Annotated in this window: 28 protein-coding genes and 1 pseudogene; 17 read left to right on the top strand and 12 right to left on the bottom strand. The window is 66.2% G+C overall.

Annotation, left to right across the window (positions count from 1 at the left end; translation table 11 throughout):
- Positions 1 to 10 precede the first annotated feature (10 nt).
- Both fahA and ACSVDO_RS23015 read right to left on the bottom strand, forming a co-directional pair.
- Positions 11 to 1,348: a fumarylacetoacetase gene (gene fahA / locus ACSVDO_RS23020; RefSeq protein ID WP_489596556.1), complete on the bottom strand. Its 1,338-nt coding sequence runs from the start codon at positions 1,346 to 1,348 to the stop codon at positions 11 to 13.
- Positions 1,345 to 2,097 carry an SDR family NAD(P)-dependent oxidoreductase gene (locus ACSVDO_RS23015; RefSeq protein ID WP_332547508.1) on the bottom strand — a complete coding sequence of 251 codons (753 nt, stop codon included), beginning with the start codon at positions 2,095 to 2,097 and terminating at the stop codon, positions 1,345 to 1,347. Before ACSVDO_RS23015 ends, fahA begins: the two co-directional genes overlap by 4 nt.
- Before the next feature lie 88 nt (positions 2,098 to 2,185).
- On the opposite strand from ACSVDO_RS23015, the gene ACSVDO_RS23010 reads away from it, so the two are divergent.
- The gene (locus tag ACSVDO_RS23010) at positions 2,186 to 2,980 is read left to right on the top strand and encodes an IclR family transcriptional regulator (RefSeq protein ID WP_489596554.1); all 795 of its coding nucleotides are present in this window, start codon (positions 2,186 to 2,188) and stop codon (positions 2,978 to 2,980) included.
- Here ACSVDO_RS23010 and ACSVDO_RS23005 read toward each other — a convergent pair.
- From ACSVDO_RS23005 to ACSVDO_RS22990, 4 genes are all read right to left on the bottom strand, one after another.
- Positions 2,977 to 3,435 (bottom strand): hypothetical protein, encoded by a 459-nt coding sequence (locus ACSVDO_RS23005; RefSeq protein ID WP_489596552.1) that lies wholly within the window; start codon positions 3,433 to 3,435, stop codon positions 2,977 to 2,979. The genes ACSVDO_RS23010 and ACSVDO_RS23005 overlap by 4 nt on opposite strands.
- A gap of 333 nt (positions 3,436 to 3,768) precedes the next feature.
- Entirely contained in the window at positions 3,769 to 4,953 is a 1,185-nt protein-coding gene (locus tag ACSVDO_RS23000; RefSeq protein ID WP_489596551.1) for a multidrug effflux MFS transporter, read from the bottom strand.
- On the bottom strand, positions 4,950 to 6,161 hold the full coding sequence (locus tag ACSVDO_RS22995; protein WP_332681556.1) for an MFS transporter: 1,212 nt from the start codon (positions 6,159 to 6,161) through the stop codon (positions 4,950 to 4,952). The genes ACSVDO_RS23000 and ACSVDO_RS22995 overlap by 4 nt, the downstream gene beginning before the upstream one ends.
- A 75-nt stretch (positions 6,162 to 6,236) precedes the next feature.
- Positions 6,237 to 6,710, bottom strand: coding sequence for a MarR family winged helix-turn-helix transcriptional regulator (locus tag ACSVDO_RS22990; protein WP_332539997.1), 474 nt, complete (start codon positions 6,708 to 6,710; stop codon positions 6,237 to 6,239).
- Between the two features lie 246 nt (positions 6,711 to 6,956).
- Between ACSVDO_RS22990 and ACSVDO_RS22985 the strand changes: the two genes are divergently transcribed.
- Entirely contained in the window at positions 6,957 to 8,180 is a 1,224-nt protein-coding gene (locus ACSVDO_RS22985) for a GGDEF domain-containing protein (RefSeq protein ID WP_332547501.1), read from the top strand.
- Here ACSVDO_RS22985 and ACSVDO_RS22980 read toward each other — a convergent pair.
- The gene (locus ACSVDO_RS22980) at positions 8,177 to 8,749 is read right to left on the bottom strand and encodes a GNAT family N-acetyltransferase (protein WP_489596549.1); all 573 of its coding nucleotides are present in this window, start codon (positions 8,747 to 8,749) and stop codon (positions 8,177 to 8,179) included. The genes ACSVDO_RS22985 and ACSVDO_RS22980 overlap by 4 nt on opposite strands.
- Complete coding sequence (locus ACSVDO_RS22975; protein WP_489596547.1) at positions 8,728 to 9,441, bottom strand: DUF1294 domain-containing protein; 714 nt, start codon at positions 9,439 to 9,441, stop codon at positions 8,728 to 8,730. Before ACSVDO_RS22975 ends, ACSVDO_RS22980 begins: the two co-directional genes overlap by 22 nt.
- 83 nt (positions 9,442 to 9,524) lie before the next feature.
- Here ACSVDO_RS22975 and ACSVDO_RS22970 point away from each other — a divergent pair.
- Positions 9,525 to 9,840, top strand: a pseudogene (locus ACSVDO_RS22970) (ATPase); the annotation flags it as partial.
- An 11-nt stretch (positions 9,841 to 9,851) separates the two neighbouring features.
- Here ACSVDO_RS22970 and ACSVDO_RS22965 read toward each other — a convergent pair.
- The gene (locus tag ACSVDO_RS22965; RefSeq protein ID WP_489596545.1) at positions 9,852 to 10,421 is read right to left on the bottom strand and encodes a TetR/AcrR family transcriptional regulator; all 570 of its coding nucleotides are present in this window, start codon (positions 10,419 to 10,421) and stop codon (positions 9,852 to 9,854) included.
- A gap of 85 nt (positions 10,422 to 10,506) precedes the next feature.
- Here ACSVDO_RS22965 and ACSVDO_RS22960 point away from each other — a divergent pair, with 85 nt between their 5' ends.
- Positions 10,507 to 10,974 (top strand): nuclear transport factor 2 family protein, encoded by a 468-nt coding sequence (locus tag ACSVDO_RS22960; protein WP_332537503.1) that lies wholly within the window; start codon positions 10,507 to 10,509, stop codon positions 10,972 to 10,974.
- 69 nt (positions 10,975 to 11,043) lie between these two features.
- Here the strand turns inward: ACSVDO_RS22960 and yghU are convergent, their stop codons facing one another.
- The 3 genes from yghU to ACSVDO_RS22945 are packed head-to-tail and all read right to left on the bottom strand — an operon-like array spanning position 11,044 to position 13,955.
- Positions 11,044 to 11,817, bottom strand: a complete 774-nt coding sequence (gene yghU / locus ACSVDO_RS22955) for a glutathione-dependent disulfide-bond oxidoreductase (protein ID WP_489596544.1) — start codon at positions 11,815 to 11,817, stop codon at positions 11,044 to 11,046.
- Between the two features lie 57 nt (positions 11,818 to 11,874).
- On the bottom strand, positions 11,875 to 13,290 hold the full coding sequence (locus ACSVDO_RS22950) for an FAD-binding oxidoreductase (protein WP_489596543.1): 1,416 nt from the start codon (positions 13,288 to 13,290) through the stop codon (positions 11,875 to 11,877).
- Between the two features lie 5 nt (positions 13,291 to 13,295).
- Positions 13,296 to 13,955 carry an aspartate/glutamate racemase family protein gene (locus ACSVDO_RS22945; RefSeq protein WP_489596541.1) on the bottom strand — a complete coding sequence of 220 codons (660 nt, stop codon included), beginning with the start codon at positions 13,953 to 13,955 and terminating at the stop codon, positions 13,296 to 13,298.
- 118 nt (positions 13,956 to 14,073) lie between these two features.
- Between ACSVDO_RS22945 and ACSVDO_RS22940 the strand changes: the two genes are divergently transcribed.
- From ACSVDO_RS22940 to ACSVDO_RS22880, 13 genes are all read left to right on the top strand, one after another.
- A complete protein-coding gene (locus tag ACSVDO_RS22940) occupies positions 14,074 to 14,991 on the top strand; it encodes a LysR substrate-binding domain-containing protein (RefSeq protein WP_332537498.1) in 918 nt (305 codons plus the stop codon).
- Between the two features lie 181 nt (positions 14,992 to 15,172).
- Positions 15,173 to 15,952 (top strand): SDR family oxidoreductase, encoded by a 780-nt coding sequence (locus ACSVDO_RS22935; RefSeq protein WP_489596538.1) that lies wholly within the window; start codon positions 15,173 to 15,175, stop codon positions 15,950 to 15,952.
- Positions 15,953 to 15,962: 10 nt separating this feature from the next.
- Entirely contained in the window at positions 15,963 to 17,438 is a 1,476-nt protein-coding gene (hydA, locus tag ACSVDO_RS22930; RefSeq protein WP_489596537.1) for a dihydropyrimidinase, read from the top strand.
- Positions 17,439 to 17,484: 46 nt separating this feature from the next.
- A complete protein-coding gene (locus ACSVDO_RS22925) occupies positions 17,485 to 18,345 on the top strand; it encodes a transporter substrate-binding domain-containing protein (protein WP_489596535.1) in 861 nt (286 codons plus the stop codon).
- On the top strand, positions 18,345 to 19,085 hold the full coding sequence (locus tag ACSVDO_RS22920) for an amino acid ABC transporter ATP-binding protein (RefSeq protein WP_489596533.1): 741 nt from the start codon (positions 18,345 to 18,347) through the stop codon (positions 19,083 to 19,085). Before ACSVDO_RS22925 ends, ACSVDO_RS22920 begins: the two co-directional genes overlap by 1 nt.
- Entirely contained in the window at positions 19,082 to 19,762 is a 681-nt protein-coding gene (locus ACSVDO_RS22915) for an amino acid ABC transporter permease (protein ID WP_332547487.1), read from the top strand. Before ACSVDO_RS22920 ends, ACSVDO_RS22915 begins: the two co-directional genes overlap by 4 nt.
- Positions 19,763 to 19,765: 3 nt before the next feature.
- Positions 19,766 to 20,437, top strand: a complete 672-nt coding sequence (locus tag ACSVDO_RS22910) for an amino acid ABC transporter permease (RefSeq protein WP_489596531.1) — start codon at positions 19,766 to 19,768, stop codon at positions 20,435 to 20,437.
- Between the two features lie 38 nt (positions 20,438 to 20,475).
- A complete protein-coding gene (locus ACSVDO_RS22905) occupies positions 20,476 to 21,417 on the top strand; it encodes a dihydrodipicolinate synthase family protein (protein WP_489596529.1) in 942 nt (313 codons plus the stop codon).
- A gap of 62 nt (positions 21,418 to 21,479) precedes the next feature.
- Positions 21,480 to 22,460 carry a Bug family tripartite tricarboxylate transporter substrate binding protein gene (locus tag ACSVDO_RS22900; RefSeq protein ID WP_489596528.1) on the top strand — a complete coding sequence of 327 codons (981 nt, stop codon included), beginning with the start codon at positions 21,480 to 21,482 and terminating at the stop codon, positions 22,458 to 22,460.
- A 181-nt stretch (positions 22,461 to 22,641) separates the two neighbouring features.
- Positions 22,642 to 23,454, top strand: a complete 813-nt coding sequence (locus ACSVDO_RS22895; RefSeq protein ID WP_332537480.1) for an ABC transporter ATP-binding protein — start codon at positions 22,642 to 22,644, stop codon at positions 23,452 to 23,454.
- A gap of 4 nt (positions 23,455 to 23,458) precedes the next feature.
- Positions 23,459 to 24,319 (top strand): ABC transporter permease, encoded by an 861-nt coding sequence (locus tag ACSVDO_RS22890; protein ID WP_489596526.1) that lies wholly within the window; start codon positions 23,459 to 23,461, stop codon positions 24,317 to 24,319.
- Between the two features lie 21 nt (positions 24,320 to 24,340).
- On the top strand, positions 24,341 to 25,315 hold the full coding sequence (locus tag ACSVDO_RS22885; protein ID WP_489596524.1) for an ABC transporter substrate-binding protein: 975 nt from the start codon (positions 24,341 to 24,343) through the stop codon (positions 25,313 to 25,315).
- Between the two features lie 31 nt (positions 25,316 to 25,346).
- On the top strand, positions 25,347 to 26,699 hold the full coding sequence (locus tag ACSVDO_RS22880; RefSeq protein WP_489596523.1) for an amidase: 1,353 nt from the start codon (positions 25,347 to 25,349) through the stop codon (positions 26,697 to 26,699).
- Positions 26,700 to 26,708 lie beyond the last annotated feature (9 nt).

Genomic DNA, 26,708 nt, shown 5'->3' with positions numbered 1-26,708 from the left:
GGTTTCTCCTTCAGCCCAGGGGCGTGGCCGTGGCCGCGCCCAGCGTGGCCGTGCAGTCGCCCCAGCCTATGCCGACAAAACCCGGGCGCTCGCTGCGCGCGCGCAGGCTCACTTCGTCGCCATCCTGCAGGAAAGTGCGCTGCTCCTGCGTCGCGGCCAGCGTCAGCGGCTGGGCGCCGCCGCGCGTGAGCTCCAGCAGGCTGCCCAGCGCGTCGGCGCTGCTGCCCGAGATCGTTCCCGAGCCCAGCAGATCGCCGGTATCGAGCGCGCTGCCGTTGCTCGTGTGGTGGGCAAGCATCTGCGCAAAGCTCCAGTAGAGCGTCGCGGCGTTCGAGCGCGACAGCCGCTGCGCGGGCAGCTGCTGCTCGCGCATGCGCGCACTGCGCAGCAAGGCCTCGATCGCCACATTCACGCCGCCCAGCGCCTGGTCGGCGGCATCGAACAGATGCGGCAGGGGCGCGGGATCGCCGGGAGCGCGCTGCGCCATGGCCTGGCGAAACGGTGCCAGCGCCTGGGCCGTCACCACCCAGGGCGCGACGCTGGTCGCAAAGCTCTTGGCGAGAAACGGCCCCAGCGGCTGGTATTCCCAGGCCTGGATATCGCGCGCCGACCAGTCATTGAGCAGCGAGAAGCCGAACACATGCTCCCAGGCACTGTCCACGGCCAGCGGGCGCCCGGTCTGCGAGGGCGCGCCAATGTAGATGGCCAGCTCCACTTCGTAATCCAGGCGCTGGGCCGGCGCGAACACCGGTGCAGCCTGCTCCGCGGCCTTGAGCTGGCCCCAGGGCCGCTGCACCGGAGCGCCGCCCACGCGCACGCTGTTGGCGCGGCCGCTATAGGCCACGGGCACATATTTGTAGTTCGGCAGCAGCGGCGCATCGGGGCGAAACAGCCGGCCCGCATTCGTCGCGTGGTGCACCGACGCAAAGAAATCGGTGTAGCCGCCGACCTTCACGGGCAGATGCAGCTCCACATCGGCCAGCGGGTGCAGCGCCTGGGCGATCGCGTCGCGGTGCTGCGACTGGCCCGCGCTCAGCAGGCGCGAGAGTTCGGCGCGCAGCGCCGCGGCATGGGCCTGGCCCAGCGCCATCAGCGCATTGAGCGTAGTCGCCGCGCAGGCCTGGGCGGCTTCGGCGGCCAGACCGTGGAGCAGCGGCGCGCAGGCCGCGACATCGAGAATCCGGTCGCCAATGCCCACGCCGCAGCGCCGCGCGGCCGCAGCGCCGCGCATGCTGAACACCGCGAACGGCAGGTTCTGGATGGGGAAATCGGCGCCGGGCAGGTTGGCGCTCTCGACCCAGCTGCGCAGCGCGGGGTCGTGGGTGGCATTGATCAGCGAAGGGTTCACAGCGAATGCCCTCCATCGATGACGATGCGCGCGCCCGTGGCGGTGCGCAGATGCGTGGCGCAGGCCAGCACGGCCTGGGCCACATCGTCGGGCACGACCACGCGGCCCAGCGGCGTCTGCGCGGCTTTCTTCTCGAGCTCGGCGCGGCTGCGACCGCCGACGAAATCGGTGTCCACCGAAGCCGGCGACACGCACAGAAAGCGCACCGGGGCAAAGGCGCGCGCCATCGACATGGTCAGCGTGTCCAGGCCCGCCTTGGCCGCGCAGTAGGCCAGGTTGCTGCCCAGGCCAGTGAACGCCGAGACCGAGGACAGGTTGACCACGACCGCGCTGTCGGACCGGCGCAGCAGCGGCAGCAGCGCGCGCGTGACCGCATAGGTGCCGCCGACATTGGCGCAGAGAATGCTGTTGAACAGGTCGGGATCGAGCGTGTCGGTGTCGGCATGCGCAATGCGCTGCGTGAAGCCCGCGGAGTTCACGAGTATGTCCACTTGATCGAATGTCTGCGCAAGCCATTGCGCGGCCGCGGCGTGGCTGGCCTGGTCTTCAAGCCCGATGCGCAGCGCATGGTGCGCGCCGGGCAGCTCGCGGCACAGCGCCTGCGCGCGCTCCAGGCTCTGGTGGTAGCCGATCACCACGGTGGCGCCGGCGCCGGCCAATGCACGCACCGTGGCCGCGCCTATGCCGTTGCTGCCGCCGGTGACGAGCGCGATCTTGCCGCGCAGGGGGGAATGCTGGTGTTCCGACATGGGCATGTCCAATAGTTGGATGTCAGGTTGTTGAATGACTTTGATTGTTTTCTAATCAAGCGGCATCAGTCCCAGGCCTGTCCGTTAAATGAACACGAAAAACACTACCGAAGCCGGCTCGCTCAAGCGCGGCGTGGTCCTGCTCAAACTGCTGGCGACCGGGGGCGCACGCGGCTGTCCGTTAACCGAACTGTCTGAAAAGTCGGGCATGCCCCATCCTTCGGCGCACCGCATACTCAAGCAGCTGATGGCCGAGCGTCTGGTCGCGCACAACCGCGAGACCCACCGCTACCGGCTGGGACCGCTGGCGTTCGAGCTGGGCATTGCCGGTTCGACCATGTATGACGTGCGCGACCTGTGCGAGCCCGCGATGGCCGAGCTCGAGCGCGCGACCGAAGACACCGTCTATCTGGTGCTGCGCAGCAGTTTCGAGGCGGTGTGCATGCACCGCTGCGAAGGCTCGTTTCCCATCCGCACGCTGGTGCTGGAGGTCGGCAGCCGCCGGCCGCTGGGCGTGGGCGCGGGCGGTCTGGCCATTCTGGCGGCGATCGCGGGCGACGAACGCCAGCAGATCATCGAGCGCGTCGCGCCCGCCTTGCCGCTGTTCGGCAAGCTGACGCCGACGGCGCTGGCCGAGGCCTGCGCGCAGACCGTGGAAGCCGGCGTCGCGGTCATACAGAACCGCGTGAGCCTGGGCGTCACGGCCGTGGGCGCGCATTTTTGCAACTCCATGGGCCAGCCCATAGGCGCGATCAGCGTCGCCGCGCTGAGCCAGCGCATGCCGCCGGGCCGGGTGCGCAGCATCTCGGAACGCGTGCGCGCCGCGGCGCGCCAGGTCGAGCTGAGCCTGGGCGCGCCCGCCGCGGCCCGGCCCCGGCGCTAGGCGCCAGGCGCCTGCTCAACGCGCGCCTGCAGGCCGCGGGCCAATTGCAAGAAGAGCCCCACGGCTTCGGGCGAAGGGTTGAACTCCACGCTATGACTGGCCTGGTCGCGCAAGCCGCGCAACTGCTGATAGAGCGCACGATCCTGGGCACACAGCGACTGCCCGCCGGCCTGGGTGCGGTGCTCCAGATTGCGCCAGGCCGCCAAAATCGCCTGGCGCGACGCGCCCGCCGCGGGCATCACGGCGGCGGCCATGCTGTCCGCGCCCGCGGGAATGCCCGCAGCCAGCAACTTGAGTTGCTGCTCGAACTCGAACTCGGCCGCCCCCAGCTTGCCTTTGCTCAGACGCGTGAGCAAGGTACCCAACTGCTGGCGAAAGATCAGCGCCATCGCCACGACGGCCAAGGGCCAGGCCGCGGCCTTGATCATCTCGGCGATGAAAGTGAGTGTGTCCATACGCCCTCCTGCAGCGCGTGCGTCGTCCATCAAAAAGAAAGGCCGGTCCAGGAACGGACCGACCTTTTGAATCACACTTTGCTACCACGAACACAAAGTGCGAGAACCCGGCCGGCGGAGCTCGCGCCCGCCGGCATCAGGGAACCAGCTTTTGCGCAAAGGCTCAAACGCGCTGGCCGCCATCGGCGTGTCGCCAACCTGCTTCGCGCGGCAAAAAGCAATACTTTAACTATGTTTGTTTAAATATAAATAGATAAAAGCTATTTATTTTGTAGGACATCCACCAACCTGCTGCATGTGCCGCGGCATGTCGCCCAGGCCAGGATCGCAGGCCTAGCGCCTCGAATAGATGCCGTGCGCCCGGGCAAGGCGAAAGCTCGCCAGCGCCAGCGCGGTGATGCAGATCTGGGTCACCGCGCAGGAGATCACCGGGTCGTCGCCATGGCCCACCAACAGCGTTCCCAGGGCACCCATCGCCATCTGGCCGAAGCCGTAAAGGCCGGCGCCCGAACCCACGAGCGCGGGCACGGCCGACAGCGCGCAGCCCAGCGCCGCGGGACTGGCGAAGCCCGCGCCAAACGTCATGGTGACGGTGATGGCCAGCAGCCAGGCGGGCGTGAGCCAGCCGAGCAGATGGAAGATCAGCAGCGTCGCCGCCATGACCAGGCCCAGCCCCGCGCCCAGCAGCAAAAAGCGGTCGGCCGGCCAGCGCCCAGACAGCCGGCGCGTGAGAAACGTGCCCAGGCTCGCGCCCACAATGGTGCTGGCCGCGAACCAGCCGATCGCGCTGATCGGCAGCCCCATCTGGCCGTGCACTATGTAGGGCACCGAAGCCAGATAGGGATAGAGCGCCGAAGTGATGCAGGCGCCGCCCAGCATATAGCCCGCAAAGCCCGGGTGGGTGACAAGCTGGCGGTAGTCGCGCAGGATGGAGCCGATTTTGAGCGCGCGCAGATGCCGATTGGTTTCGGGCAGCAGCCGGTAGGTGAACAGCAGCATCGCACTGCCGCCCAGCACCAGAAAGACATAGATCGCGCGCCAGCCGAAGTGGTCCGCAAGATAGGCACCGACAATCGGCGACAGGCCGGGACCGACCAGCGTCAGCAGATTGAGCAGCGCCAGGTCCTTGGTCACGCGCAGGGGATGCGCCGTGTCGCGCACGATCGCCCGGCCCAGCGCAATGCCCGCGGCGCCGCCCAGCGCCTGCAGCAGTCGCGCGGCGACCAACCATTCAAGCGAAGGTGCGAACAAGGCCATCAGGCCCGCACTGAAATAGATCGACAGGCCCAGCAGCAGCGCGGGGCGCCGGCCCAGCGCGTCGGACACCGGACCATAGATAAGCTGACCCAGCGCCAGCCCGACCACATAGAGCGTGATGGTCTGCTGCATGCTCGCGGGCGATGCACCCAGCGCCTCGCCGGCCACGGGCAGGGCCGGCACGAAAATGTGCATCGCCATGGTGCCGCTGAGCGTGACCAGTACCAGCAGCCACAGCGGAACCCGGGTCTGCTGGGTCATGCAGGCAGCAGCACGGGCTGCATGCGCGGGTGGCGCTGGAAGAACACTGCGGCCGTGGAGCCCAGAACGATGACGATGGCGCAGAAGATGCGCACGGCCGCATCCATGCCCCAGTTGTCGGCGATCCAGCCAATGCCCAGCATGGGCACCATGCTGCCGATGTAGCCTATCACCAGATAGGTGGACAGCAGGCCAGAGCGGTTGGCCGGCGTGGCGATGCGGTTGACCATGCTCATGCCCGCGAGCATGCTCATGCCGTGGCCCGCAGCCGTGAACAGCACGCCCAGCGCGAACAGCGTGGCCGAGCCGGCCCAGAGGTTGATCATCAGCAGGGCGTTGCTCACCGCCAGGCCCACCAGGCCCAGGGCCCCGCACCAATGCGTGGGCATGCGGCCGGCGAGAATCTGCGTGCAGGCCGACATCAGCAGGATCAGCGCAATCGCCGTGCCGCTCACGGCCGGGCCGTGCCAGGGCACGAGCTTGTCGAGAAACAGCGGCGACATCGCGGCGTAGAGGCCGAACACACCGAAGGCGAGAAACGGCAGGCTGCTGGTCAAGGCGAACGCCTTGGACGCCTCACCCGTGGGCCAGGTCAGCTTGGGCAGCACATCACTCCACTGCAGCGGCTGCTGGTCCTTGGGAGAAGCGTTGTCGGGCAGCTCGAGCTTGGCCAGCGCCAGCAGGCCCAGCGCGGCCAGCACCAGCGTAGGAACATAGGTGGTCACCAGCGGATACGGCGCCCATTGGCCGATCACGCCGCCGACCAGCGGGCCCACGCCAAAGCCCAGCGCGATCAGGAAACCGCTCATCATCGCCACGCGCTGCACATTGCCCGGAGGCGACAGCTTGGCCAGGCCCAGCGTCGCGCTCGTGGTCACCATGCTCGACGCCACCCCAACGATCAACCGGCCCACGCTGAGGCTGGTCACATCCCAGGCAATCAGGCTGATGAACGTGCCGATGATGGCCATGCCCAGGCCGAACATCATCACCGGCCGGAAGCCCACGCGGTCGGGCAGGCGCCCGAGGAACAGCAGCGTGCACAGCGCGCCGCCCATGTAGATCACATAGATGCGCGAAATGTCGCTGGCCTGCAGATCCCAGGCTTCCTTGTAGAGTGCGTACAGCGGGCTGATCAGCGCCGTGCCCATCACGCCGACGATCATCGCAAAACTCACCCAGGCAAAGGGCGATGCTTTCAATTTCATTTTTCTACCGTTTTTCTTCTGCTGGGCCTGGTCGAGGGTAAGAACCCAGGCCTTGTTCTTGGCATGCGAGAGGCGTCAGAACGACGCGAAGCGTTGCGAGATCTTCACCAGCACGGCGCGCGTCACCTGCTGCTCCTGCTCGGACAGATCGGCGAGCAGCGTGCGCTCTATGTCCAGGCTCTTGGCGAGAATCAGCGCCGCGGTCTCGCGGCCCTTGTCGGTCAGCGCAATGCACTTGGTGCGCCGGTCCGCAGGGTCGCAATCCCAGTCCACCAGCCGCGCCTCGCGCAACTGCGCCAGCACGCGCACCAGCGAGGAGCTGTCGAGATACAGCGCATCGGCCAGATCCTTTTGCCGCAGCGGCCCGCCCTGCTCGTAAAGCACCAGCAAGGGGACGCGCGTGGCATCCGACAGGCCCAGGTCCTTGAAACTCAAGTCGACCTGGCGGCGCCACTGCCGGTAGACGCTGCCGATCAGCAGGCCGAAACGCGAACGCGCCTGAGAAAGTTCAGGCGCGTCGCAGGCACTGACCGGGGAATTAGTTTGCATGCAAAGTATTTTGCCACGGGTTTACCCGGAGTGCTTGCAGGCTGACAAAAACCTTGCGCTGGATCAAGTCAAGGGAGCTGCACGGCAGGAACCAGCGGGCACGAGGCGCCGGCCGGCGTGGCGCAGGCTCCACACTCCTGGGCCGGCGTGGCCATCCACCAGGCCGCGCGCCGCAGAAAGTCATTAGACTGCGCCGTTCATCTTGATGACCCGGCCGCGCAGCCGCCTTTCATTTTTTTCGCCACCATGGTTGCAACGATTCTTGTCGGCATGCTGTGTGCACACCTGCTGTGCTTCACGGTCATGTTCCTGCTCTTCAGCAAACGCCTGCCCGGCAAGAAGATGGGCATGGATCTTTTTGCGCTGGGCAACTTCCTGCTGGGCCTGGCCTATGTGCTGCAGCTGGCGGAGGGCCAACCAGCGTGGAGCGCGGTGAGTGTGCTCAATCACACCCTCACTTTGGCCGCGCCCGTGGCCTATTGGCTGGGTGCGATGCGCTTTTTTGGCCAGGCCGTGCCGGTGTGGCGACCGATGCTGGCGTTTTCGCTGGCCTATGCCACCGCCCAGGCACTGGTGCAATGGGGCCTGGGGCCGGTGGCGCGCTACGCCATGCTCTCGGGCATGTCGGCGCTGCTGTTTCTGGTCATGACACTCACGGTGGTCTTTGGCGTGCGCACCTTTGCCAAGGACCTGCACCGGGAGATGGTTTTCTTCGCGCTGATGATAGGCGGCATCTGCGTGCTCAACGCGATCAAGTTCGTGAAGATCATCACCGGCGGTCTGGACGCACTGCAGATGGACAGCAGCTTCCAGCTGGCGTTCTACATCTACATGTCGTCCCTGGGCACCGTGCTGCCGCCGTCCATCATCTGGCTGGTGCTGCGCCGCCTGACCGATGATCTGCGCAACATGGCGGCGCGCGACCCGATGACGCAGCTGCTCAACCGCCGCGGCCTGTCCGACGCGCTGGCGCTGCATTTCAACGCGCGCCATGCCTCGCCTGCCTACCTGCTGCTGCTGGACATCGACCATTTCAAGCGCATCAACGACACCTATGGCCACCAGGCCGGCGATGCCGTGCTGTGCCATGTGGCCGAGGTATTGCGCACCACGGTGCGCCGTGGCGATCTCGCGGGCCGCATAGGCGGCGAGGAGTTCGTGGCCATCTGCCTGGACACCGACGCAGCGGGCATTCTGCGCCTTGCGCAGCGCCTGCGCGCGGCCATTGAAGCCCAGGCGATCGACATCGCGGACTGCGACCATGCGCTGCGCCTGACCGCCACCATAGGAGTGTCGCTCCACTTCACGAGCGCGCAGTCCCTGGAGGACGCAATGCAGCAAGCCGATGCGGCGCTCTACCGCGGCAAGGCCGGCGGACGCAACCGCATCGAATCCGCCCAGCCCGCTCGCCCGGACCCGGCGCAGCCTGCGGATCAGGCCGTGGCGCAAGCGCTGCAGACCGCAGATTAGGCCGCGCCGCCGATCGCCGGGGCCGGCCGCATGTCCCGCCACATATGGACCTTGGCCTTGAAGCCTTGCGGCGTCGCAATGGCCATGGGCTCGAGGCCGAAGCGCTCAAAACCCAAGGCTTCGTACAGGGCGATCGCGGGCGCATTGCCTTCGGTGACCGTGAGCGTCACCACGCGCACGCCGGGCCTATCGCCGGCCAGGCGCATCGCGGCCTGCAGCAGCGCCCGGCCCGCGCCCTGGCCGCGCGCCGCTTGCGCCACGAACATGCCTATCAGATGCGCCTTGTGCCGGGTCTTGGGCTTGGCGGAGAACTCCAGCGTCACCGTGCCGAGCAATTCGTCGCCAAGAAATGCACCGAATGCATGGCTCAAGCCCTGGGGATCGGCGAGGCGTGCGACCCACCACGACAGCGGCTCGGCCGCGCGCTCCTGCGGCGTCGAGGTGAACGCATCGGCCGCCGCCTCGTAGGCATGCAGCATCAATGCGCGGTAGCTGAGCGCGTCCGACTCGCCCAGCGCGGCAATGCGGATCTGCCGGGATTTGGGAACTAGCGGGAGAGTTGGGGCCATGGGCTGCCTGCCAGTGACTGCCCATAAGGGCTTGCCAGAAAAATGAAGGCCAGGATATTGAGCACCACGGTACACCAGAACAGCGCACGGAACGCGGGCTTCGATGATTTGTGCCGCAGCCACTGCTGCGCCAGCAGCGCCCCGGGCCAGCCTCCGGCCAGGGCCAGCAGGTGCAGCGTGTTTTCGGAGGTGCGCCAGGCGCCTTGCCGGGCGGCTGACTTGTCCAACGCATAGACAATGAACGTCACCACGCTGGCGCCCAGATAGAGCCACGGGGCCCAGCGTGGCGGCTGACCCCAAAGATAGCCGGCCGCCATCACCACCAGCCCAAAGGGGATTGCCAGCACGCTGGCCGCGCCCCAGGGGGCGGCGCGCTGGGTCCTGGGCGCGGCCTGGCTGGGCGCCTGGAGCAGTTCCACATGGACCGCGCGCTTCTTGCCTTGAGGGCCAACCTCGACCTGAAAACGCACGCGCTGCGCGGGCTGCGGCCGGCCGCGCAATGCGCTGAACGCCTTGATGTGAACGAAGATTTCCTGCCCGCCTTGCGTGGGCTGTATGAAGCCAAAGCCTCGGTCGTCGTTCCAGGACTTGATGATGCCTTCAAACCGCATGATGTCTGGTATTGGCTGAGGTGATGTATTGCGCCGATGTCGCGCGACGGGATGGAGTGGGGGCCGCCGGGCGGCCGACATTCACTATAGCCTGAGCCAGGCAAGCGGCGTTTATCCCGCCCGCAGGCCACGAAAAGGACAAATAAGTCCGACTTCAGGCTTGCGACGGCGGCACGTCGACGCGTCTGGTGGGCCAGTTCCTGTGCTGGCTGCAGCAGGCGCGCACGCGTGTTTGTCGTCGCCACGGCCAACGATGCCTCCGAGCTGCTGCGCCGCGGGCGCTTTGACGAGCTGTTCTTTGTCGACCTGGCCACGCGCGAGTAGCGCCGCGAGATCATCAACATCTACATCCGCCGCGGACTCAAGCAGCCCGCGCCCTAAGCGCTGATGACGCAGCTGGTCGGGCTGTAGGACGGCTTTGCCGGCTCCGATCTGGAGTCGGCGGTGCGCGAAGTGGTCAAGCAAGCCTGTCTCAACGGCGCCGCAGACCGTTAACTGCCGACGATTCTTTCGACTACGGCCTTGAAGTTCTCCAGCACTTCATCCCGCGGCTGGCCCATCTGTGCATGGACGATGGCGCCGTCCACGGCCAGTGAAAGCCGCTGGCCGGCGCAGACCGCGTCGCGCGCGAACAACGCATCCAGAACGCCTGCCATCTCGTTCTTGTGCCTGCGCACCATCTCCAGGATCGCAGGATCCGCAGACCCCAATTCCGCCGCCGCATTGAGGAAAGCGCAGCCGCGAAAGCCCGACTGCCCAAACCAGTCGCCGAGAGTGCGCGCCAGCGCCGCGGCCGCGCCAGCGCCGTCGCGGGAATGTTGCATCAAGCTGCTGTTGAACCAGGACATCCAGCCCTGGTGCCGGTAATCCAGGTAAGCCTTGATCAACTCGTCTTTGCTGGCGTACTGCCGGTAGAACGTGACCTTGCTGACCATCGACCGATCGATGATTCGGTCCACACCCGTCGCCCGTATTCCATCGCGGTAAAAAAGCCCATGGGCCGCCACCAGGATGCGCTCGCGCGGCGGCAGTGAGTCAAGAGATTGTGTGTCGGAATTCATGCAGGCATTGTAGACAGATCGTTCTACATCGACTAGCATCCGTCATGTAGACAGATCGTTCTACATGCTTGTATAGAGGTTCATCATGGAAACACGCCCACCCCTGCCCCCATTCACTGTTGAAACCGCCATCCAGAAGGTTCGTCTGGCCGAAGACGGCTGGAACACGCGCGACGCGGCCAAGGTCGCGCTGGCCTATACCCTGGATACGCAGTGGCGCAACCGTGCCGAATTCGCCAACAATCGAGCCGAAGCCCAGGCTCTGCTGGAGAGGAAGTGGAAGAAGGAACTGGACTACCGGCTCATCAAGGAGCTCTGGCTGCATGGAGAAAATCGCATAGCCGTTCGCTACGCCTATGAGTGGCATGACGACGCCGGCAACTGGTCGCGCTCGTATGGGAACGAAAACTGGGAGTTTGCGGCCGACGGCCTGATGCGCCGGCGTTACGCCTGCATCAACGACCTGCCCATCCTGGAATCGGAGCGTAAATTCCACTGGCCACTGGGACGCCGGCCCGACGACCACCCGGGGCTGAGCGCGCTGGGGCTTTGATCCCCACAGGCGGCCGCAAAGCCGCCAGGTTCTTCCGGCCTTGTCGCTGCGCGCCGCCGCCAGCTGCGCCTACTTGAACAGCGCGCGCCCGGCCTGCACCGCGGGCCGCGCATCGACCTGATGCGCCCAGCGCAACAGATGGGGGTAGGCCTGGGCGTCGAGGAATTCGGCCGCGTTGTAGACCCGGCCCAGCGCCACCCCGGCATACCAGGGCCAGATTGCGATGTCGGCAATCGAGTATTCGCTGCCGCAGAGGTACTCGTTGTCCTGCAACTGGTTGTCGAGCACGCTCAGCTGGCGCTTGGTCTCCATGGTGAAACGGTCGATCGCGTACTGGATCTTCTCGGGTGCGTAGACATAGAAATGCCCGAAGCCGCCGCCCAGATACGGCGCGCTGCCCATCTGCCAGAACAGCCACGACAGGCACTGCGCGCGCTGCGCGCCGGCGGGCAGGAAATGCCCGAACTTCTCGGCCAGATACAGCAGGATCGCGCCCGATTCGAAGATCGGCAGCGCGGGCGTCTCGCTCTGGTCGACCAGCGCCGGAATCTTGGAGTTGGGGTTGATCGCGACAAAGCCGCTGCCGAACTGCTCGCCTTTCATGATGTCGATGCGGTGGGCATCGTAGGCCGCGCCGGCAACTCCCAGCGCCGCGAGCTCCTCCAGCATTATGGCCACCTTGACGCCGTTGGGCGTCTCCATCGAATACAGCTGCAAGGGCTTGTCGCCGCGCGCGAGTTCCTGGGTGAACTGGGCGCCGGCCGTGGGCCGGTTGATGTTGCCGAAGCGTCCACCCAGTGCGGGCGGCGGGGTCCAGACCTTTTCGGCGGGCTTGTGTTCCATGCGTTGTTCCTTCAGTTGAGCGCATAGGATAGAACGGATGGCCGCGGCCCGCAGCGCTCAGACCAACTTGCCCGGATTCATGATCTGGTTGGGGTCCAGCGACTGCTTGATGCGCATCATCAGATCGAACTCGACTGGCGACTTGTAGTGGCGCATCTCGTCGCGCCGCAGCTGGCCCACGCCGTGCTCGGCGCTGATGGAGCCATTGGCGGCCGCGACCAGGTCATGCACGAGGCGATTGCACTGCGCCGTCGCCTCGGCCAGCGATTCGGCCGGCGTGTCCCGCGGCAGCAGCACGTTGTAGTGCAGATTGCCGTCGCCCAGATGGCCGAAGTTGATGATGCGCACTGCGGGCTGCTGCGCGCGCAGCGCGGCGTCGGCGGCCTGAACGAAGTCCGCAATCGCCGAGATCGGCAGCGCAATGTCATGCTTGATGGCCTTGCCGGCGCGCAGCTGCGCCTGCGAGATGCCTTCGCGGATCTTCCACAAGGCCTGGGTCTGGGCGCCGCTGGCGCTCAGCACCGCGTCCTGCACGCTGCCCTCGGCCAGCGCCTGCTCGAGGCTGGTTTCCAGCAGCGCCGACAGGCCTTCGCCCTGGGTGTCGGCCAGCTCGATCAGCGCGTGAAACGCGTGCCCGCCCGCCAGCGGCGCGCGCACCTCGCTGACATGCTCCAGGATCAGCGCCAGCGACGGCGCCGAGATCATCTCGAAGGCCACCAGCCGCTCGCCGCAGCGCGCCTGCAGCTGCGCGAGCAAGCCCACCAGCGCCTGGATATCGCGCGCGCCTACCCAGGCCGTGGCACGCGCCACGGGCCGCGGCGAGAGCTTGAGCACGGCGGCGGTGATCACGCCCAGCGTGCCTTCCGAGCCTATGAACAGATCGCGCAGGTCATAACCGGTGTTGTCCTTGCGCAGCGCGCGCAGGCCATGCCAGACGCGCCCGTCAGGCAGCACGACTTCCAGGCCCAGGCACAGCGCGCGCGCATTGCCGTAACGTAGCACGGCAATGCCGCCGGCATTGGTCGCGAGATTGCCGCCAATGGTGCAGCTGCCTTCGGAGCCCAGGCTCAGCGGAAAAAAGCGATCGACTTCCTGCGCCGCGGCCTGGACATGGGCCAGCAGCGCGCCGGCCTCGCAAGTGAGCGTGTTGTTCAGCGGGTCGACGGCGCGGATGGCGTTCATGCGCACCATGCTCAGCACCACCTGGGCGCCGCTGGCATCGGGCGTGGCGCCGCCGCTCATGCCGGTGTTGCCGCCCTGGGTCACGACCGGCGTATGCGTCTCGTGGCAGATGCACATCACGGCCGCGGTCTGGGCGGTGTCGGCCGGGCGCACGACGATGCTGCTGCGCCCGCTCCACTTGCCGAGCCAGTCGCTTTCATAGGGGGTCTTGGCCGCGCTGTCGACCACCAGGCCGGCGTCGCCGACGGCCGCATGCAGGCGGCGCAGCAGTTGGGGGTGCAGATTGCCCATGGCGCTCACCAGCCCAGCTGGATGCGGCCCAGCGCCATGGCAACCGCCGCCTGCGTGGGCTCGACCACGGGCAGGCCGACGGCGTCTTCCAGCGGCGCGCGAAACGCGGCCATGCCGGCGCAGCCCATCAGCAGCACGTTCGCGCCGTGTTCGTCGCGCAGCCGCAAGCCCGCGGCGACCATCGCCGCCAGCGTCGCGTCATGGTCGGCCAGCGCCGTGACGCCGCGTCCTATGGCGACTTCGCCGGCCACGCGCTGCGTGATGCCCATTGCGCCCCAGTTGCGCCAGTGGCGCGCAATCGAGCCCTGCAAGATGGCAATCACGCCAAAGCGCTGGCCCAGCGTCATGGCCGTGAGCGCGCCGCATTCGCTGATGCCCAGCGCCAGCGTGCGCGGCAGCTCGCGCAGCATGTGCAGTCCCGGGTCGCTGAAGCAGGCGGTGATGAAGCCCGCGGCGCTTTGCTGGTGCTCCTGCGCGAAGCGCAGCACCGACAGCGCGGCGCGGTCCACGTCCTGCTGGGTCTGCACGCCCGGCGGACCGTCGGCCAGCGTCACGCATTCGATGCGCGGCCCGCCCGCGCGGCGCAGCGGCGCCATCGCAATGTCTATGCCAGCGGTGACCGCCTGGCTGCTGTTGGGATTGATGACGTAAAGCGTGTCGCGCATGGGCTGCCTTGTGCAAGCGTGGAGAAACTGTTGCGAGTGTAGAAGCGCCAAGCCACTTGAACACTTGCCAATTCATGCGTCATCATTAACACCTTGTTATTCAACAGCGCATTTCCCCATGGCATTCAATCTCCGCCAGATCGAAGTTTTCCGCGCCGTCATGATCACCGGCTCGATACGCGGCGCGGCGCAGCTGCTGTTCGTTTCGCAGCCCGCGGTCAGCCGGCTGCTGTCGCATACCGAGGCGCGCGTGGGCTTTGCGCTGTTCGAGCGCATTCGCGGACGGCTGTTCGCCACGCCCGAGGCCAAGAAGCTGTTCCATGAAGTCGAGCTGGTGTATGCGGGCGTCAAGCGCGTCAACGAACTGGCGCGCGAACTCGGCGAGCACCAGGAAGGCATCCTGAATCTCGTCGCCAGCCCCAGCGTGGGCCAGGCGCTGGTGCCGCTGGCCATGGCCGAGTTCCGCCACAGCAATCCGCAGGTCAAGCTGACCTTCCAGTACCTGGGCCATGCGCCGCTGACCGAGCGCCTGCTCAACCGCCAGGCCGATCTGGCGCTGACGATTCTCCCCGTGAACCACCCCAATCTCGAGATGGAGGAGCTGGGCAGCGGGCGCCTGGTCTGCATCTGCCCGTACAACCACCCGCTGGCGCGGCGCGCCACGCTATCGGTGGCCGATCTGCTGCCGTTTCCACTGATCGGCTACGACCGCGAGTCGCCGTTTGGCGCCATGGTGCATGCGCTGTTTGCGGCCGAGGGCGAGACCGCGCGCGCGGCCATCGAGGCCGGCTCGCCGCAGAACGCCTGCGCGCTGGTGCAGGCCGGCGCGGGCATTGCGCTGGTCGACGAGTTCTCGGCCAACAGCTGGACGGCCAGCAAGTTCGTGGTGCGCCCGGTGCTCAACGCGCCGGTGCTCAAGGCCACGCTGGTGAGGCTGCGCACCGAGCCGATGTCGCAGCCCGCGCAGGCGTTTGTCGAGGTGCTGCAGCGCGTGATGGAGCGCGAGGGCTTCCGGGTTTCTGCCGACGACCATTAACACGATGTTAATGACGACGGTCAAAGTGTCACGCGACATGCGTGCGGGCGCTCGGAATAATGGATGCAACTTCAACGCATCCAAGGCCGTTCCCCATGCTTTGTCCCCGCCTTCACAGCGCGCCTTGCGCCGCTGCTTCCCACCCCGCTGAAACCCTGGGCAGCCATCGCGAGGTGGCCGCATGAAGCTCGGACTCGAAGGCCGCCACGCACTGGTCTGCGCGTCCAGCAAGGGCCTGGGCCGGGCCTGCGCCGAATCCCTGGCCGCCGAGGGTGTCAGCCTCACGCTGCTGGCGCGCGGCCGTGACACTTTGGAAGAGACGGCAGAACATATCCGCCGTACCTATGGCGTGCGCGTGCACGCGGTGGTGGCCGACATCACCACGCCCGAAGGACGCGCCGCGGCGCTCGCCGCCCACCCCGCGCCCGACATCCTGGTGAACAACGCCGGCGGCCCCAAGCCCGGGCATTTCCAGGACTGGGACCGCGCCACCTGGATTGCCGCGCTCGACGCCAACATGCTCGCTCCCATAGAGATGATCCGCGCCACGCTGGACGGCATGGTTGCGCGGCGCTTTGGCCGCATCGTCAACATCACCTCGTCGGCCGTGAAGGCGCCCATCGACATCCTGGGGCTGTCCAACGGCGCGCGTTCGGGCCTGACCGGCTTTGTCGCCGGCATCGCGCGCAAGAACGTGGCGCACAACGTGACCATCAACAACCTGCTGCCCGGCCCGTTCGAGACCGACCGCCTGCTCGAGACCGCGCGCCAGTGGGCCAAGGACAACGGCCAGCCCGAAGCCCAGGTGCTGGCGCAGCGCCGCGCGGCCAATCCGGCCGGGCGCTTCGGCCAGCCGCAGGAGTTCGGCGACGCCTGCGCGTTCCTGTGCAGCGCCCAGGCCGGCTTCATCACGGCCCAGAACTTGCTGCTTGACGGTGGTTCCTACCCCGGCACTTTCTAGCCCGCACGCCATGACCCCAGATACCTTCGACCTCACGATACGCAACGGCCGCATCAGCAATGCCGATCGCAGCTTCCACGCCGACATAGGCGTGCGCGACGGGGTGATCGTCGCCATCGCCCCCGATCTGCCGCCCGGCACCCGGGACGTGGACGCCAGCGGCCGCTGGGTGCTGCCCGGCGGCATAGACAGCCACTGCCACATCGAGCAGCTCTCGGGCATGGGCGTGATGTGCGCCGACGACTTCTATTCGGGCACGGTCTCGGCGGCGTTTGGCGGCACGACCACCATCTTGTCGTTTGCCGCCCAGCACCGCAACGACTCCATCCCCGAAGTGGTGCAGGCCTATGCCCGGCTCGCGCGCGAGAAGGCGGTGATCGACTACGGCTTTCACCTGATTCTCACCAACCCCGACGAGACCGCGCTGCGCGAGCACCTGCCCCAGGTGATAAGGGACGGCATCACCTCGCTCAAGGTCTACATGACCTACGACAAGCTCAAGCTAGACGACTACCAGCTGCTTGAAGTGATGGCCGTCGCCGGCGAGCAAGGCGCGCTGATCATGATGCACGCCGAGAACCACGACATGATCCGCTGGATCGCCCACCGCCTGCTCGAGCGCGGCCATGTCGCGCCCAAGTTCCACGCGGTGGCGCACGACAGGCTGGCCGAGTCCGAAGCCACGCACCGCGCGATCGCGCTGGCCCGCCTGGCCGATGTGCCGGTGCTGATCGTGCATGTGGCCGGGCGCGAGACCGTCGAGGTGATTCGCCAGGCGCGCCAGCTGGGCGCCGCGGTCTATGCCGAAAGCTGCCCACAGTATCTGTTTCTTGAAGCCGACGACGCCGATCTGCCGGGCGTCGAAGGCGCGAAGTTCTGCTGCAGCCCGCCGCCGCGCGACGCCGATTCGCAGCAGGCGGTGTGGCAGGGTCTGAAGGACGGCACGCTGGGCGTCTACTCGTCGGACCACGCGCCCTACCGCTTCGACGCAACCGGCAAGCTGCCCAAGGGCGAGGCCACCACGTTCAAGGAGATGGCCAACGGCGTGCCGGGCATAGAGCTGCGCCTGCCGCTGCTGTTTTCCGAAGGCGTGATGCAGGGCCGCATCAGCATAGAGGAATTCGTCGCGCTCAGCGCCACCAACCATGCGCGCATGTACGGCCTGGCGCCGCGCAAGGGATCGATTGCCGTCGGCGCCGACGCCGACATCGTGCTGTGGAACCCCGAGCGCAGCGTGCAGGTCTGCAGCGCAATGCTGCACGACAACGTGGGCTACACGCCCTACGAAGGCCGCCAGATCCAGGGCTGGCCCGAGACGGTGTTCAGCCGCGGCCGCTGCGTGGTGCGGGACAACGCCTTGCAGGTGGAACGCGGCAGCGGCCAGTACATCGCGCGCGGCCGGCCCGACCCGCTGGCCAACCGGCCCGCGCCGTCGCTGGAACGCGGGCGCTTCAGCGAACTCGTGGGCCTGCAGCGCCGCGACTGACGCTTCACTTCCCTCTCCCTTCTTCGATTTCTCCAGGAGCAGCACCATGCCGTCCATTTCCCCTCTTTCGGGCCTTCGCGCCCTTCGCGCCCTTTCCGCCGCGCTGCTGAGCGTGGCCGCCACCGCCGCCATGGCGCAGGCACCGCTGCGCACCGCGGTCGATGCCACGTTTGCACCGCACGCCATGGCCAAGCTCGGCGGCGGCGTGCAGGGCTTCAACGTCGATCTGGGCGAGGAACTCGCCAGGCGCCTGGGCCGCAAGATAGAGATCGAGGGCGCCGAGTTCTCGGGCCTGGTGCCCGGCCTCAACAGCAAGCGCTACGACTTCCTGGTCGCTCCCGTCACGGTGACGCCAGAACGCGCCAAGTCGCTGCTGTTCACCGAAGGCTATCTCGACACCGACTACACCTTCCTGGGCACCAAGGCCACGCCGCCGATTGCCAAGCTCGAAGACCTCAAGGGCAAGACCGTGGCGGTCAACAAGGGCTCGAACTACGAAGGCTGGGCGCGCGACAACGCCGCCAGATACGGCTTCAAGTTCGACGTCTATGGCGCCAATGCCGACGCGGTGCAGGCCGTGCAGTCGGGCCGCGCCGACTACAACCTGGCCGGCACCACGGTGGTGGCCTGGGCCGCCAAGCAGAACCCGAATCTCAAGACCAGCTACACCATCAAGACCGGCCTGGTCTGGGCGCTGCCGTTTCGCGCCGACGACAAGGCCGGGCGCGACGCGGCCTCCAACGCCCTCAAGTGCATGAAGAAGGACGGCACCGTCGCCAAGCTGGCCGTGAAGTGGTTTGGCTTTCAGCCCGGCGCCGACGACGCGGCCGTGAAGATCGCCCCGGGCACGGGCGTGCCCGGCACCGAAGGCTACGACGCCACCCCTGTCACCCCCAAGTGCGCCTGATGCCGATTCTTGAAATTTCCGGGCTGCACAAGTCCTATGGCGACAACGTGGTGCTGCGCGGCGTCGACCTCGAAGTCAACGCCGGCGAGCTGGTCTGCGTGATCGGGCCTTCGGGCTCGGGCAAGAGCACCATGCTGCGCTGCTGCAACCTGCTGGAAACACCCACCGGCGGCACCATCCTGGCCAACGGCCACCAGGTGACCTCGGCCCTGGTCGACATCAACCGCCTGCGCCAGGACGTGGGCATGGTGTTCCAGCAGTTCAATCTGTATCCGCACCTCAACGCGCTCGACAACGTCGCGCTGGCGCTGCGCAATGTGCAGCGCCGCACCAAGGCCGAGGCCCAGGCACTGGCGCGCGCGGCGCTGGAGCAGGTGGGCCTGGGCGCCAAGGCCCAGGCCTTCCCCGGAGAACTCTCGGGCGGACAGCAGCAGCGCGTGGGCATTGCGCGCGCCGTGGCGCTCAAGCCCAAGGTGATTCTGTTTGACGAGCCCACCAGCGCGCTCGATCCCGAACTTGTCGAGGACGTGCTCAACGTGATGCGCGACCTGCGCGGGCGCGGCATGACCATGCTGGTCGTGACCCACGAGATGGCCTTTGCCCATGCGGCGGCCGACCGCGTGGTCTTCATGGACGGCGGCGTGGTGGTGGAACAAGGCACGGCCGCCGAGATGTTCGAGCATCCGCGTGAGCCGCGCACCCAGAGCTTTCTGGCGCGCTACGGGAGCCGGCTCACATGACGGGCGCAGACAGCGGTTTCCTGTTCACCTTCTTCAACGCGGAGGTGGCCCGGCAGTACTGGCCGGTCATTGCCTCGGGCGCGCTGATGACCGTGGGTGTGGGCCTGGCGGTGGTCGTGACCGGCACGCTGCTGGGCCTGCTGCTGGCGCTGGCGCGCGCGCTGGGCAGCCGGCTGCTCACGCTGCCCATCATTGCCTTTGCCGACATCATGCGTTCGCTGCCGCCGCTGGTGGTGCTGATCGTGCTGTATTTCGGCCTGCCCGCGCTGGGCCTGCCGCTGTCGGCGTTTGCCGTCACCTGGCTGTCGCTGTCGCTGGTGCTGGCCGCCTATGCCGAGGAAAGCATCTGGGCCGGGATCTCGGCCGTGCCGCGCGGCCAGCTTGAAGCCGCGCGCTCCACGGGAATGCGCTGGTGGCAGGCCATGCGCCTGGTGGTGCTGCCCCAGGCGCTGCGCCGCGCGCTGCCGCCGCTGACCAACCGCGTGATCTCTATCACCAAGAACACCGCGCTGGGCTCGGTGGTGGCGCTCAACGAAATCCTCAACAACGCCCAGGGCGCAAGCAGTCATTCGGGCAACCCCACGCCGCTGATGATGGCCGCGTTTGCCTACCTGGTCGTCTTCTTGCCGCTGGTGGTTTTCTCGCGCTGGCTCGAACAACACTGGCAGCAGAGGTAGACCGTGGACAGCCTGATGCAAAACTTCTTCAATCTCGAAGTCTATGCCGCGGTGCTGCCGCACCTGCTGGCCGGCCTGTGGACCACCATCTGGCTGTCGGCGCTGGTGATTCCGCTGGGCGCGGCCGCCGGGCTGCTGCTGGCGCTGGGGCTGACGCAATCGCGCCGGCGCTGGCTGCGCTGGACCATCATTGCCTACATCGACTTCTTTCGCGCGTTTCCGCCGCTGGTGCTGCTGATCCTGGTGTATTTCGGCGGCCCGTTCCTGGGGCTCGAATTGGGCAAGGTCACGGCCGTGGCGCTGGCCTTCGTGCTCAACAACGCCAGCTACTACGCCGAAGTGTTTCGCGCCGGCCTGCAGGGCGTGGCCAAGGGCCAGATGGAAGCCGCGCGCTGCACCGGGCTCACGCAGCTGCAGGCCATACGCCTGGTGCTGATTCCCCAGGCCGTGCGCAACGTGTTTCCCGACCTGGTGGGCAATGGCATCGAAATCGTCAAGCTCACCAGCATTGCCAGCGTGGTCGCCATGCCCGAGCTGATGCGCGCCGCGCGCGACGCGCAGTCGCTGGTCTACAACCCCTCGCCCGTGATGCTGGCCGCGCTGATGTACCTCGCGCTGCTGTGGCCGCTGACCCGCTGGCTGGGCCGGCTCGAGCAGCGCCGCGCGCGCCGCTGAGCACCACTCCTCCTAGAACCTCTCTCCAAAGGAAACCGATGACTGCCGAAAAGATCAGCGAGACCACCAAGGGCGTCTACATCATTGCCGCCACGCCGTTCACCGACGACGGCGCACTCGACCTTGAAAGCACCGACAGCCTGACCGACTTCTACCTTGAAAAGGGCGTCACGGGCTTCACCATCCTGGGCATGATGGGCGAGGCGCCCAAGCTCACCGAGCAGGAAACGCTGGCGGTGATGGACCGCGTGCTGCGGCGCATCGAAGGCCGCGTGCCGGTGGTGGTCGGCGTGAGCCATGCGTCCAACCGCCATGTGGAGCGGCTGGCCAAGACGGCCATGGAGCAGGGCGCGGCCGGCGTGATGCTCGCGCCCGTCGCCAATCTCAAGACCGACGAGCAGATCTACAACTACTTCGCCGCCATGGCCCAGCTGCTGGGCCCGGACATTCCGATCTGCCTGCAGGACTTCCCGCAGGTGACCGGCGTGCACATGTCGGTGGCGGTGATCCTGCAACTCATCGATGACTTCCCGCAGATCGTGATGCTCAAGCACGAGGACTTCCCCGGCATGCGCAAGCTCAGCGAGGTCCGCAGCCAAAGCCTGGCCGACGGCATACGGCGCATCAGCGTGCTGGTGGGCAATGGCGGGCTGTTCCTGCCCCAGGAAATGCTGCGCGGCGCCGACGGCGCGATGACCGGCTTTGCCTACCCCGAGATGCTGGTCCAGGCCTGCGCGCTGTTCGAGCAGGGCCGCGGCGACGAAGCCGAAGACCTGTTCAACCTCTACCTGCCGTTGCTGCGCCATGAATTCCAGTACGGCCTGGGCCTGGCGCTGCGCAAGGAAACCCTGATGCGCCGCGGAGCGATCCGCTCGGCCTATGTGCGCCGCCCCGGCCCGGTGCTCAACGCCATCGACCTGGCCGAACTCGGCCGCCTGATCGCGCGCCAGGACCAGGCGCTGCGCGAACGCGGGCGCTGATTCCACGCCCTTTTCCTGCCACCCCGACCAGCGCCCGGCGGCTGGCGATCCGAGGAGTCACCATGCAACGTAGACACTTTCTGCAGGCTTGCAGCGCTGCGACCATCGCCACCACCTTGCCGGCACGCGCCCAGGCCTACCCGGCCCGAACGCTGCGCCTGGTCGTGCCCTTTCCGCCCGGCGGGCCGGTCGACAGCTTTGCGCGCTTCTACGCCGAGGCCCTGGGCAAGCAGCTGGGCCAGAGCGTGATTGTCGAGAACAAGGGCGGCGCCTCGGGCGCGCTTGGCAGCCTCGATGTGAAGAACAGCCCGGCCGACGGCTACTCGCTGCTGTTTGCCACGGCCTCGACCCACGCCCTCTACAACCTCACCGAAGCCAAGCCGCGCTACAGCGCCGCCGATGACTTCGACTACATTGCCGTGCTCGGCGGCGCGCCGATTGCCTTTGCCGTGGGACCGTCCATGCCCAAGACGCTCAAGACGCTGGCCATTGCCGCCAGGCACAAGCCCGGCAAATACAACTACGGCTCGCCGGGCACCGGCACCTTGATGCATGTGTCCGTGGAACGCTTCAAGCAGCAGACCGGCGCACCCATGATGCACATTCCCTACAAGGGCGCGGGCCCGGCCATGCAGGACCTGATGGGCGGCGCGATTGAAATGTGCGTGGGCACGCTGGGCGTGATGCTGCCCTTCCACCGCAGCGGGCGCATGCATATCGTCGGCGTGGCCACCGCGCAGCGCCTGGCATTGGCGCCCGACATTCCCACCATTGCCGAATCCGCCGACCTGGCCGCGCCGTTCGACGCCATGCTGTGGAACGTCGTGGCCGTGCCGCGCGGCACGCCGCCTGCCGTGAAGAAGGCCCTGGCCGATGCGTCCAAGGCCGTCATGAACACCCCGGCCATGGCAACCACGCTGGCCGAGCAGGGAATCTCCGCCGATCTGCATATCGGCGACGCGGCGGCATCGGCCTATGTCAAGGCCGAAGCCGCCAAGTGGAAGCCGGTGGTGGCGCAGCTGGGCACCGTGCTTGGGCAATGAAAGGCCGGGGCGGCGTTCGCCCCGGATTCTGCACAACATGCGAGCGACACCAATCCCGTCCTGAGCGAAATTGGTGCAAACACCAGGAGAATCCAGCGCATTTTCAGGAAAACAACTGGCACGTCAATTGCTCATATGTTCCCGGGCTGATTGTGAATCTGACGCTTACCCGGGAGAGCACATGGAAACTCTGGACAAGGATGTGGCGCTTGCACAGGCGCCGGTCGCCTTCTCGTTGCAGAAAGTCAAAAAGACTTTCGAGGATGCGCAAGGCAATGAAGTCGAAGTCATCAAGGACATCACTTTAGATGTCAGGGAATCGGAATTCATCAGCATCGTTGGGCCCAGTGGCTGCGGCAAAACGACGATGTTCAACATCATCTCCAACCTGCTGCCACCCACCAGCGGCGACATCGTTCACCGCAAGATGAACTACAAGCGCGTGGGCACGAATATCGGCTACATGCTGCAGCGCGATCTTCTGTTCCCCTGGCGCACGATTCTGGAAAACGTGGTGCTGGGCCTGGAAATCGAAGGCATACCCGCAGATCTGCGCAAACAGAAGGCCATGGATTACCTGCAGAAATACGGCCTTGCCGATTTCGCCAAGGCCTATCCGCATACGCTGTCGGGCGGCATGCGCCAACGCGTGGCGCTGATCCGGACCTTGATCACCGACCCGGACATCATTTTGCTGGACGAGCCATTTTCCGCGCTGGATTACCAGACCCGGCTGGTGCTCGAAGAGGAAATCGTCTCGATATTGCGCGAATCGGGCAAGACCGTGGTGCTGATCACCCACGACATCGGCGAAGCCATTGCCATGTCGGACCGCGTGGCCGTCATGACGCAGCGCCCCACGTCCGTGAAGAAGGTCTATGACGTGGGCCTGGCACGCAAGCACGGCTCCTGCCTCAAGGCACGCAACGACCCCATGTACTCGAAATTCTTCGATGCGATCTGGGCCGATCTCGACATTCAGATTGGACGGTGATTCGATGTCAACAGCCACCCACTCCGTCGCCCTGCCCGCCGCAGCGCCAGCCGGCAAGGCGCAAGTCGTCAAAACCCCGGTCAGGAAACGCAAGCCCTTTCACTGGAAAAACAGCTTCTGGATCGCCAATCTGCTGCGCATCGCCATGATTGCCGGCGTGCTCGCGGCCTGGCAGATCGCCGCCGACCAGGGCGCGATCAACGCCTTTCTGATGGGCTCGCCCGCCGGGATCTACCAGGAAGCCATGCGCCTCATAGGCACAGGCCAGCTTTGGCAGGACAGCTACGCCACCGTGGAGGCGACGCTCATTGGTTTTCTGGTGGGCAGTCTGTCGGGCGCATTCTGCGGCCTGCTGCTGTGGTGCTTCCCTTATGTGGCACGCATTCTGGACCCGTTCTTTGTCGCCTTGAACGGCCTGCCAAAAATCGCGCTGGCGCCAATGATCATCATCTGGTTCGGCTCGGGAATGCTGTCCAAGGTGGCACTGGCATTTGTCGCCACCTTCATCGTCTCGCTGCTGTCGGCCTATCAGGGCACGCACCAGATCGACACCAGCCTGGTAAATCTGATGCGCTCGCTGGGCGCCACCAAACGCCTGATCTTCCTCAAGCTGGTCATTCCGTCGACCTTGCCGTGGATCATCGCCTCCTTCCGTCTGAATATCGGCTTTGCGCTGATTGCCGAGATCGGCGGTGAATTCATTGCGTCGGACAAGGGCCTGGGCCGCATGATTTTCGTCTCCGGCAACCTGTTCAATCTCAATGCCGTATGGGTGGGAATCATGATGCTCATGGTCGTGGCCGTGGTGCTCTACGTGGTCGTCTCGAAAATCGAGAAAAGCATTCTTCCGTGGAATTCCAAGTAAACAAGCACTGAAAGGTTGAAAATGAAAGCTCTGGCAAAAATCGTCGTCAGCTCCTTGATTGGTTTTGGAATCTCCCATTCGGCAATGGCGCAGGACAAGGTGCTGGTGACCGAAGCCTTCCACAGCCTGCTGTACCTGCCCGTCTATGTCGCCAAGCACGAAGGCATGTTCAAGAAACACAACATCGACGTCCCGGTCGTGCGCTCCGCGGGCTCGGGCCCCACGGCCCTGGCATCGGTGCTCGCGGGCGAAGCCCAGTTCTCGGTGCACGGTCCCGAGCATGTGGGCTTCGCGCAGGAGCGCGGCGGCAAGGCCAAGGCCGTGAGCGCCGTGGCCAACAGCGCGCCGGTATGGATACTGGCGCGCAAGGACGTGGCCTACGACAAGCCTGCGGACATGAAAGGCAAGAAGGTCACGGTGGGCCTGGCGCCCGGCACCTCCAACACGCTGCTCAAGCGGTTCCTGCTGGCCAACAACCTCAAGGACAAGACCGACGTCAGCGTCACCGAAGTCCAGAACGGCTCCGAACTGGGCCCGGTGCTGGCCGGCCAATCCGACTTCAGCGTGGCCTACCAGCCCCAGGTCGAGCAAGGCATTGCCCAGGGCATGAAAGTGGTCCATGCGTTCACCACCGAATACCCCGAATACGCGTTCTCGACCATCAACACCTCGCAGCAGCTGATAGACAAGAACCCGGCGCTGGTCGGCCGCTTCGTGCAGGCCATCAATGACTCGCTGAAATTCATGCATGCCAATCCCGACAAGGCCAAGGCCGTGGCGCGCAAGGAGTTTGCCGCGCTTGACGGCGCAGTCGTCAATGCGGCCGTGCAGCGCATGCTCGACAGCAACGTCTACCCGGCCAACGTGCAGATCACCGAGAAGGCGTTCAGGACGGCGATCGACATGCAGAAGTTCGTCGGCAACATCAAGACCGACATGAACTACGCCGACATCGTCCAGGGCTCTTTCACGCAAAGCGTGATCGCAGCGAAGTGAACACGGCGCCCAGTCCAAGGAATATCCACCCATGACATCACCCGACACGCTCACGGCCGCCCGGGCATTGCTTGAATCCCGCAGCATCAGCCCTTCGGAGCTGCTGCAGGAATACGTGCGCAACATCGAAGCCGCCGAGCCGCAGGTCAAGGCCTGGAAGGTCCTGCGGCTCGACGAAGCCCGGGAGCAGGCCCGGGCCCTGGACCGGAAGATCTCGACGCTGCAGCAATTGCCGCTGCTGTTTGGCATTCCGTATGGCGCCAAGGACATCATCTGCACCCAGGGCATTCCCACCGAAGCCGGCTCCAGGGTCCTGCAGGGCCATATCCCTGATGAAGACGCCACGGTCATCAAGATCCTGAAGGGCCAGGATGCCGTGCTGCTGGGCAAGACCACCACGACCGAGTTCGCCAACCTCGGCAACCCGCCGCCCACGACCAATGCCTGGAACGCCGGTCACACGCCGGGAGGCTCGAGCAGCGGCTCGGCCGCGGCCATGGGCGCGCGCATGGCCTTGTTCACGCTGGGAACGCAGACCGCGGGCTCGATCTCGCGCCCCGCGGCCTTCAATGGCGTGACCGCCCTCAAGGCCACGTTCGGCCGCATCAGCAAGACCGGCGTCTACCCCTGCGGCCGCAGCCTGGACCATGTGGGCGCTTTCACCCACAGCGTCGAAGACAGCGCGCTGGTCTTCAATGCCCTGTCGGGCCCGGACCCCACGGATGAAGCCACGCGCTACCTGCCCTATCAGCCGCTGAGCATACGCAGCCACAAGGACTACACCCTTGGCATTCTGGAGGACGCCTATTTCGCCGCGGCGGACCAAGCCGGCGTCGCCGCGATGATGCAGGCACTGGATCATCTGCGCGCCAGCGGCGTGCGCGTGGTCGCGGTGAAGGCGCCGCGCGGCCTGGCCGAATCGGCCAGGGCCCAGCATGTGACCATGCAGGCGGAAGTCGCGAGCTACCACGCCGAAACCTTCAGGACGCGCGGCGAACTGTTCGACCCTTCGCTGCAGGCCTTCATCGCCGAAGGTCTGAAGATCAGCGCCGACCAGTATCTGCAGGCGCAGTCGGTGCGCAACGACTACCGGATGGCGTTTGCCCAGGCCTTCACCGAAGCCGACATCCTGGTGACGCCCACGGCGCTGGGCACGGCGCCCGCGGGCATAGGCGCCACGGGCTCGCCGGTGTTCAATTTGCCGTTCACGAATCTGGGCCTGCCCACGCTCACGCTGCCGGTGGGCTTCAGCCCCGAAAATGCACTGCCCCTGGGAATGCAGCTGATAGCGCCGCATCTTCAGGAGCAGCGGCTGATCGACATGGGCTGTTTCTATCAGGCGTCCACGGACTGGCATCTGCAAAGACCACCGGTGGCGCGCTAGCGCCAGGAC

It is taken from the genome of Comamonas sp. DB36 (assembly GCF_057914905.1).
Note: the sequence above shows the minus strand (reverse complement) of the source record. Positions and strands in the feature narration are given on the sequence as shown.

Excerpts from the sequence above, each read along its gene's own strand:
- ACSVDO_RS23015 (WP_332547508.1), bottom strand. The coding sequence starts at position 2,097 with ATGTCGGAACACCAGCATTCCCCCCTGCGCGGCAAGATCGCGCTCGTC.
- ACSVDO_RS23010 (WP_489596554.1), top strand. The coding sequence starts at position 2,186 with ATGAACACGAAAAACACTACCGAAGCCGGCTCGCTCAAGCGCGGCGTG.
- ACSVDO_RS23005 (WP_489596552.1), bottom strand. The coding sequence starts at position 3,435 with ATGGACACACTCACTTTCATCGCCGAGATGATCAAGGCCGCGGCCTGG.
- ACSVDO_RS23000 (WP_489596551.1), bottom strand. The coding sequence starts at position 4,953 with ATGACCCAGCAGACCCGGGTTCCGCTGTGGCTGCTGGTACTGGTCACG.
- ACSVDO_RS22995 (WP_332681556.1), bottom strand. The coding sequence starts at position 6,161 with ATGAAATTGAAAGCATCGCCCTTTGCCTGGGTGAGTTTTGCGATGATC.
- ACSVDO_RS22990 (WP_332539997.1), bottom strand. The coding sequence starts at position 6,710 with ATGCAAACTAATTCCCCGGTCAGTGCCTGCGACGCGCCTGAACTTTCT.
- ACSVDO_RS22985 (WP_332547501.1), top strand. The coding sequence starts at position 6,957 with ATGGTTGCAACGATTCTTGTCGGCATGCTGTGTGCACACCTGCTGTGC.
- ACSVDO_RS22980 (WP_489596549.1), bottom strand. The coding sequence starts at position 8,749 with ATGGCCCCAACTCTCCCGCTAGTTCCCAAATCCCGGCAGATCCGCATT.
- ACSVDO_RS22975 (WP_489596547.1), bottom strand. The coding sequence starts at position 9,441 with ATGTCGGCCGCCCGGCGGCCCCCACTCCATCCCGTCGCGCGACATCGG.
- ACSVDO_RS22965 (WP_489596545.1), bottom strand. The coding sequence starts at position 10,421 with ATGAATTCCGACACACAATCTCTTGACTCACTGCCGCCGCGCGAGCGC.
- ACSVDO_RS22960 (WP_332537503.1), top strand. The coding sequence starts at position 10,507 with ATGGAAACACGCCCACCCCTGCCCCCATTCACTGTTGAAACCGCCATC.
- yghU (WP_489596544.1), bottom strand. The coding sequence starts at position 11,817 with ATGGAACACAAGCCCGCCGAAAAGGTCTGGACCCCGCCGCCCGCACTG.
- ACSVDO_RS22950 (WP_489596543.1), bottom strand. The coding sequence starts at position 13,290 with ATGGGCAATCTGCACCCCCAACTGCTGCGCCGCCTGCATGCGGCCGTC.
- ACSVDO_RS22945 (WP_489596541.1), bottom strand. The coding sequence starts at position 13,955 with ATGCGCGACACGCTTTACGTCATCAATCCCAACAGCAGCCAGGCGGTC.
- ACSVDO_RS22940 (WP_332537498.1), top strand. The coding sequence starts at position 14,074 with ATGGCATTCAATCTCCGCCAGATCGAAGTTTTCCGCGCCGTCATGATC.
- ACSVDO_RS22935 (WP_489596538.1), top strand. The coding sequence starts at position 15,173 with ATGAAGCTCGGACTCGAAGGCCGCCACGCACTGGTCTGCGCGTCCAGC.
- hydA (WP_489596537.1), top strand. The coding sequence starts at position 15,963 with ATGACCCCAGATACCTTCGACCTCACGATACGCAACGGCCGCATCAGC.
- ACSVDO_RS22925 (WP_489596535.1), top strand. The coding sequence starts at position 17,485 with ATGCCGTCCATTTCCCCTCTTTCGGGCCTTCGCGCCCTTCGCGCCCTT.
- ACSVDO_RS22920 (WP_489596533.1), top strand. The coding sequence starts at position 18,345 with ATGCCGATTCTTGAAATTTCCGGGCTGCACAAGTCCTATGGCGACAAC.
- ACSVDO_RS22915 (WP_332547487.1), top strand. The coding sequence starts at position 19,082 with ATGACGGGCGCAGACAGCGGTTTCCTGTTCACCTTCTTCAACGCGGAG.
- ACSVDO_RS22905 (WP_489596529.1), top strand. The coding sequence starts at position 20,476 with ATGACTGCCGAAAAGATCAGCGAGACCACCAAGGGCGTCTACATCATT.
- ACSVDO_RS22900 (WP_489596528.1), top strand. The coding sequence starts at position 21,480 with ATGCAACGTAGACACTTTCTGCAGGCTTGCAGCGCTGCGACCATCGCC.
- ACSVDO_RS22895 (WP_332537480.1), top strand. The coding sequence starts at position 22,642 with ATGGAAACTCTGGACAAGGATGTGGCGCTTGCACAGGCGCCGGTCGCC.
- ACSVDO_RS22890 (WP_489596526.1), top strand. The coding sequence starts at position 23,459 with ATGTCAACAGCCACCCACTCCGTCGCCCTGCCCGCCGCAGCGCCAGCC.
- ACSVDO_RS22885 (WP_489596524.1), top strand. The coding sequence starts at position 24,341 with ATGAAAGCTCTGGCAAAAATCGTCGTCAGCTCCTTGATTGGTTTTGGA.
- ACSVDO_RS22880 (WP_489596523.1), top strand. The coding sequence starts at position 25,347 with ATGACATCACCCGACACGCTCACGGCCGCCCGGGCATTGCTTGAATCC.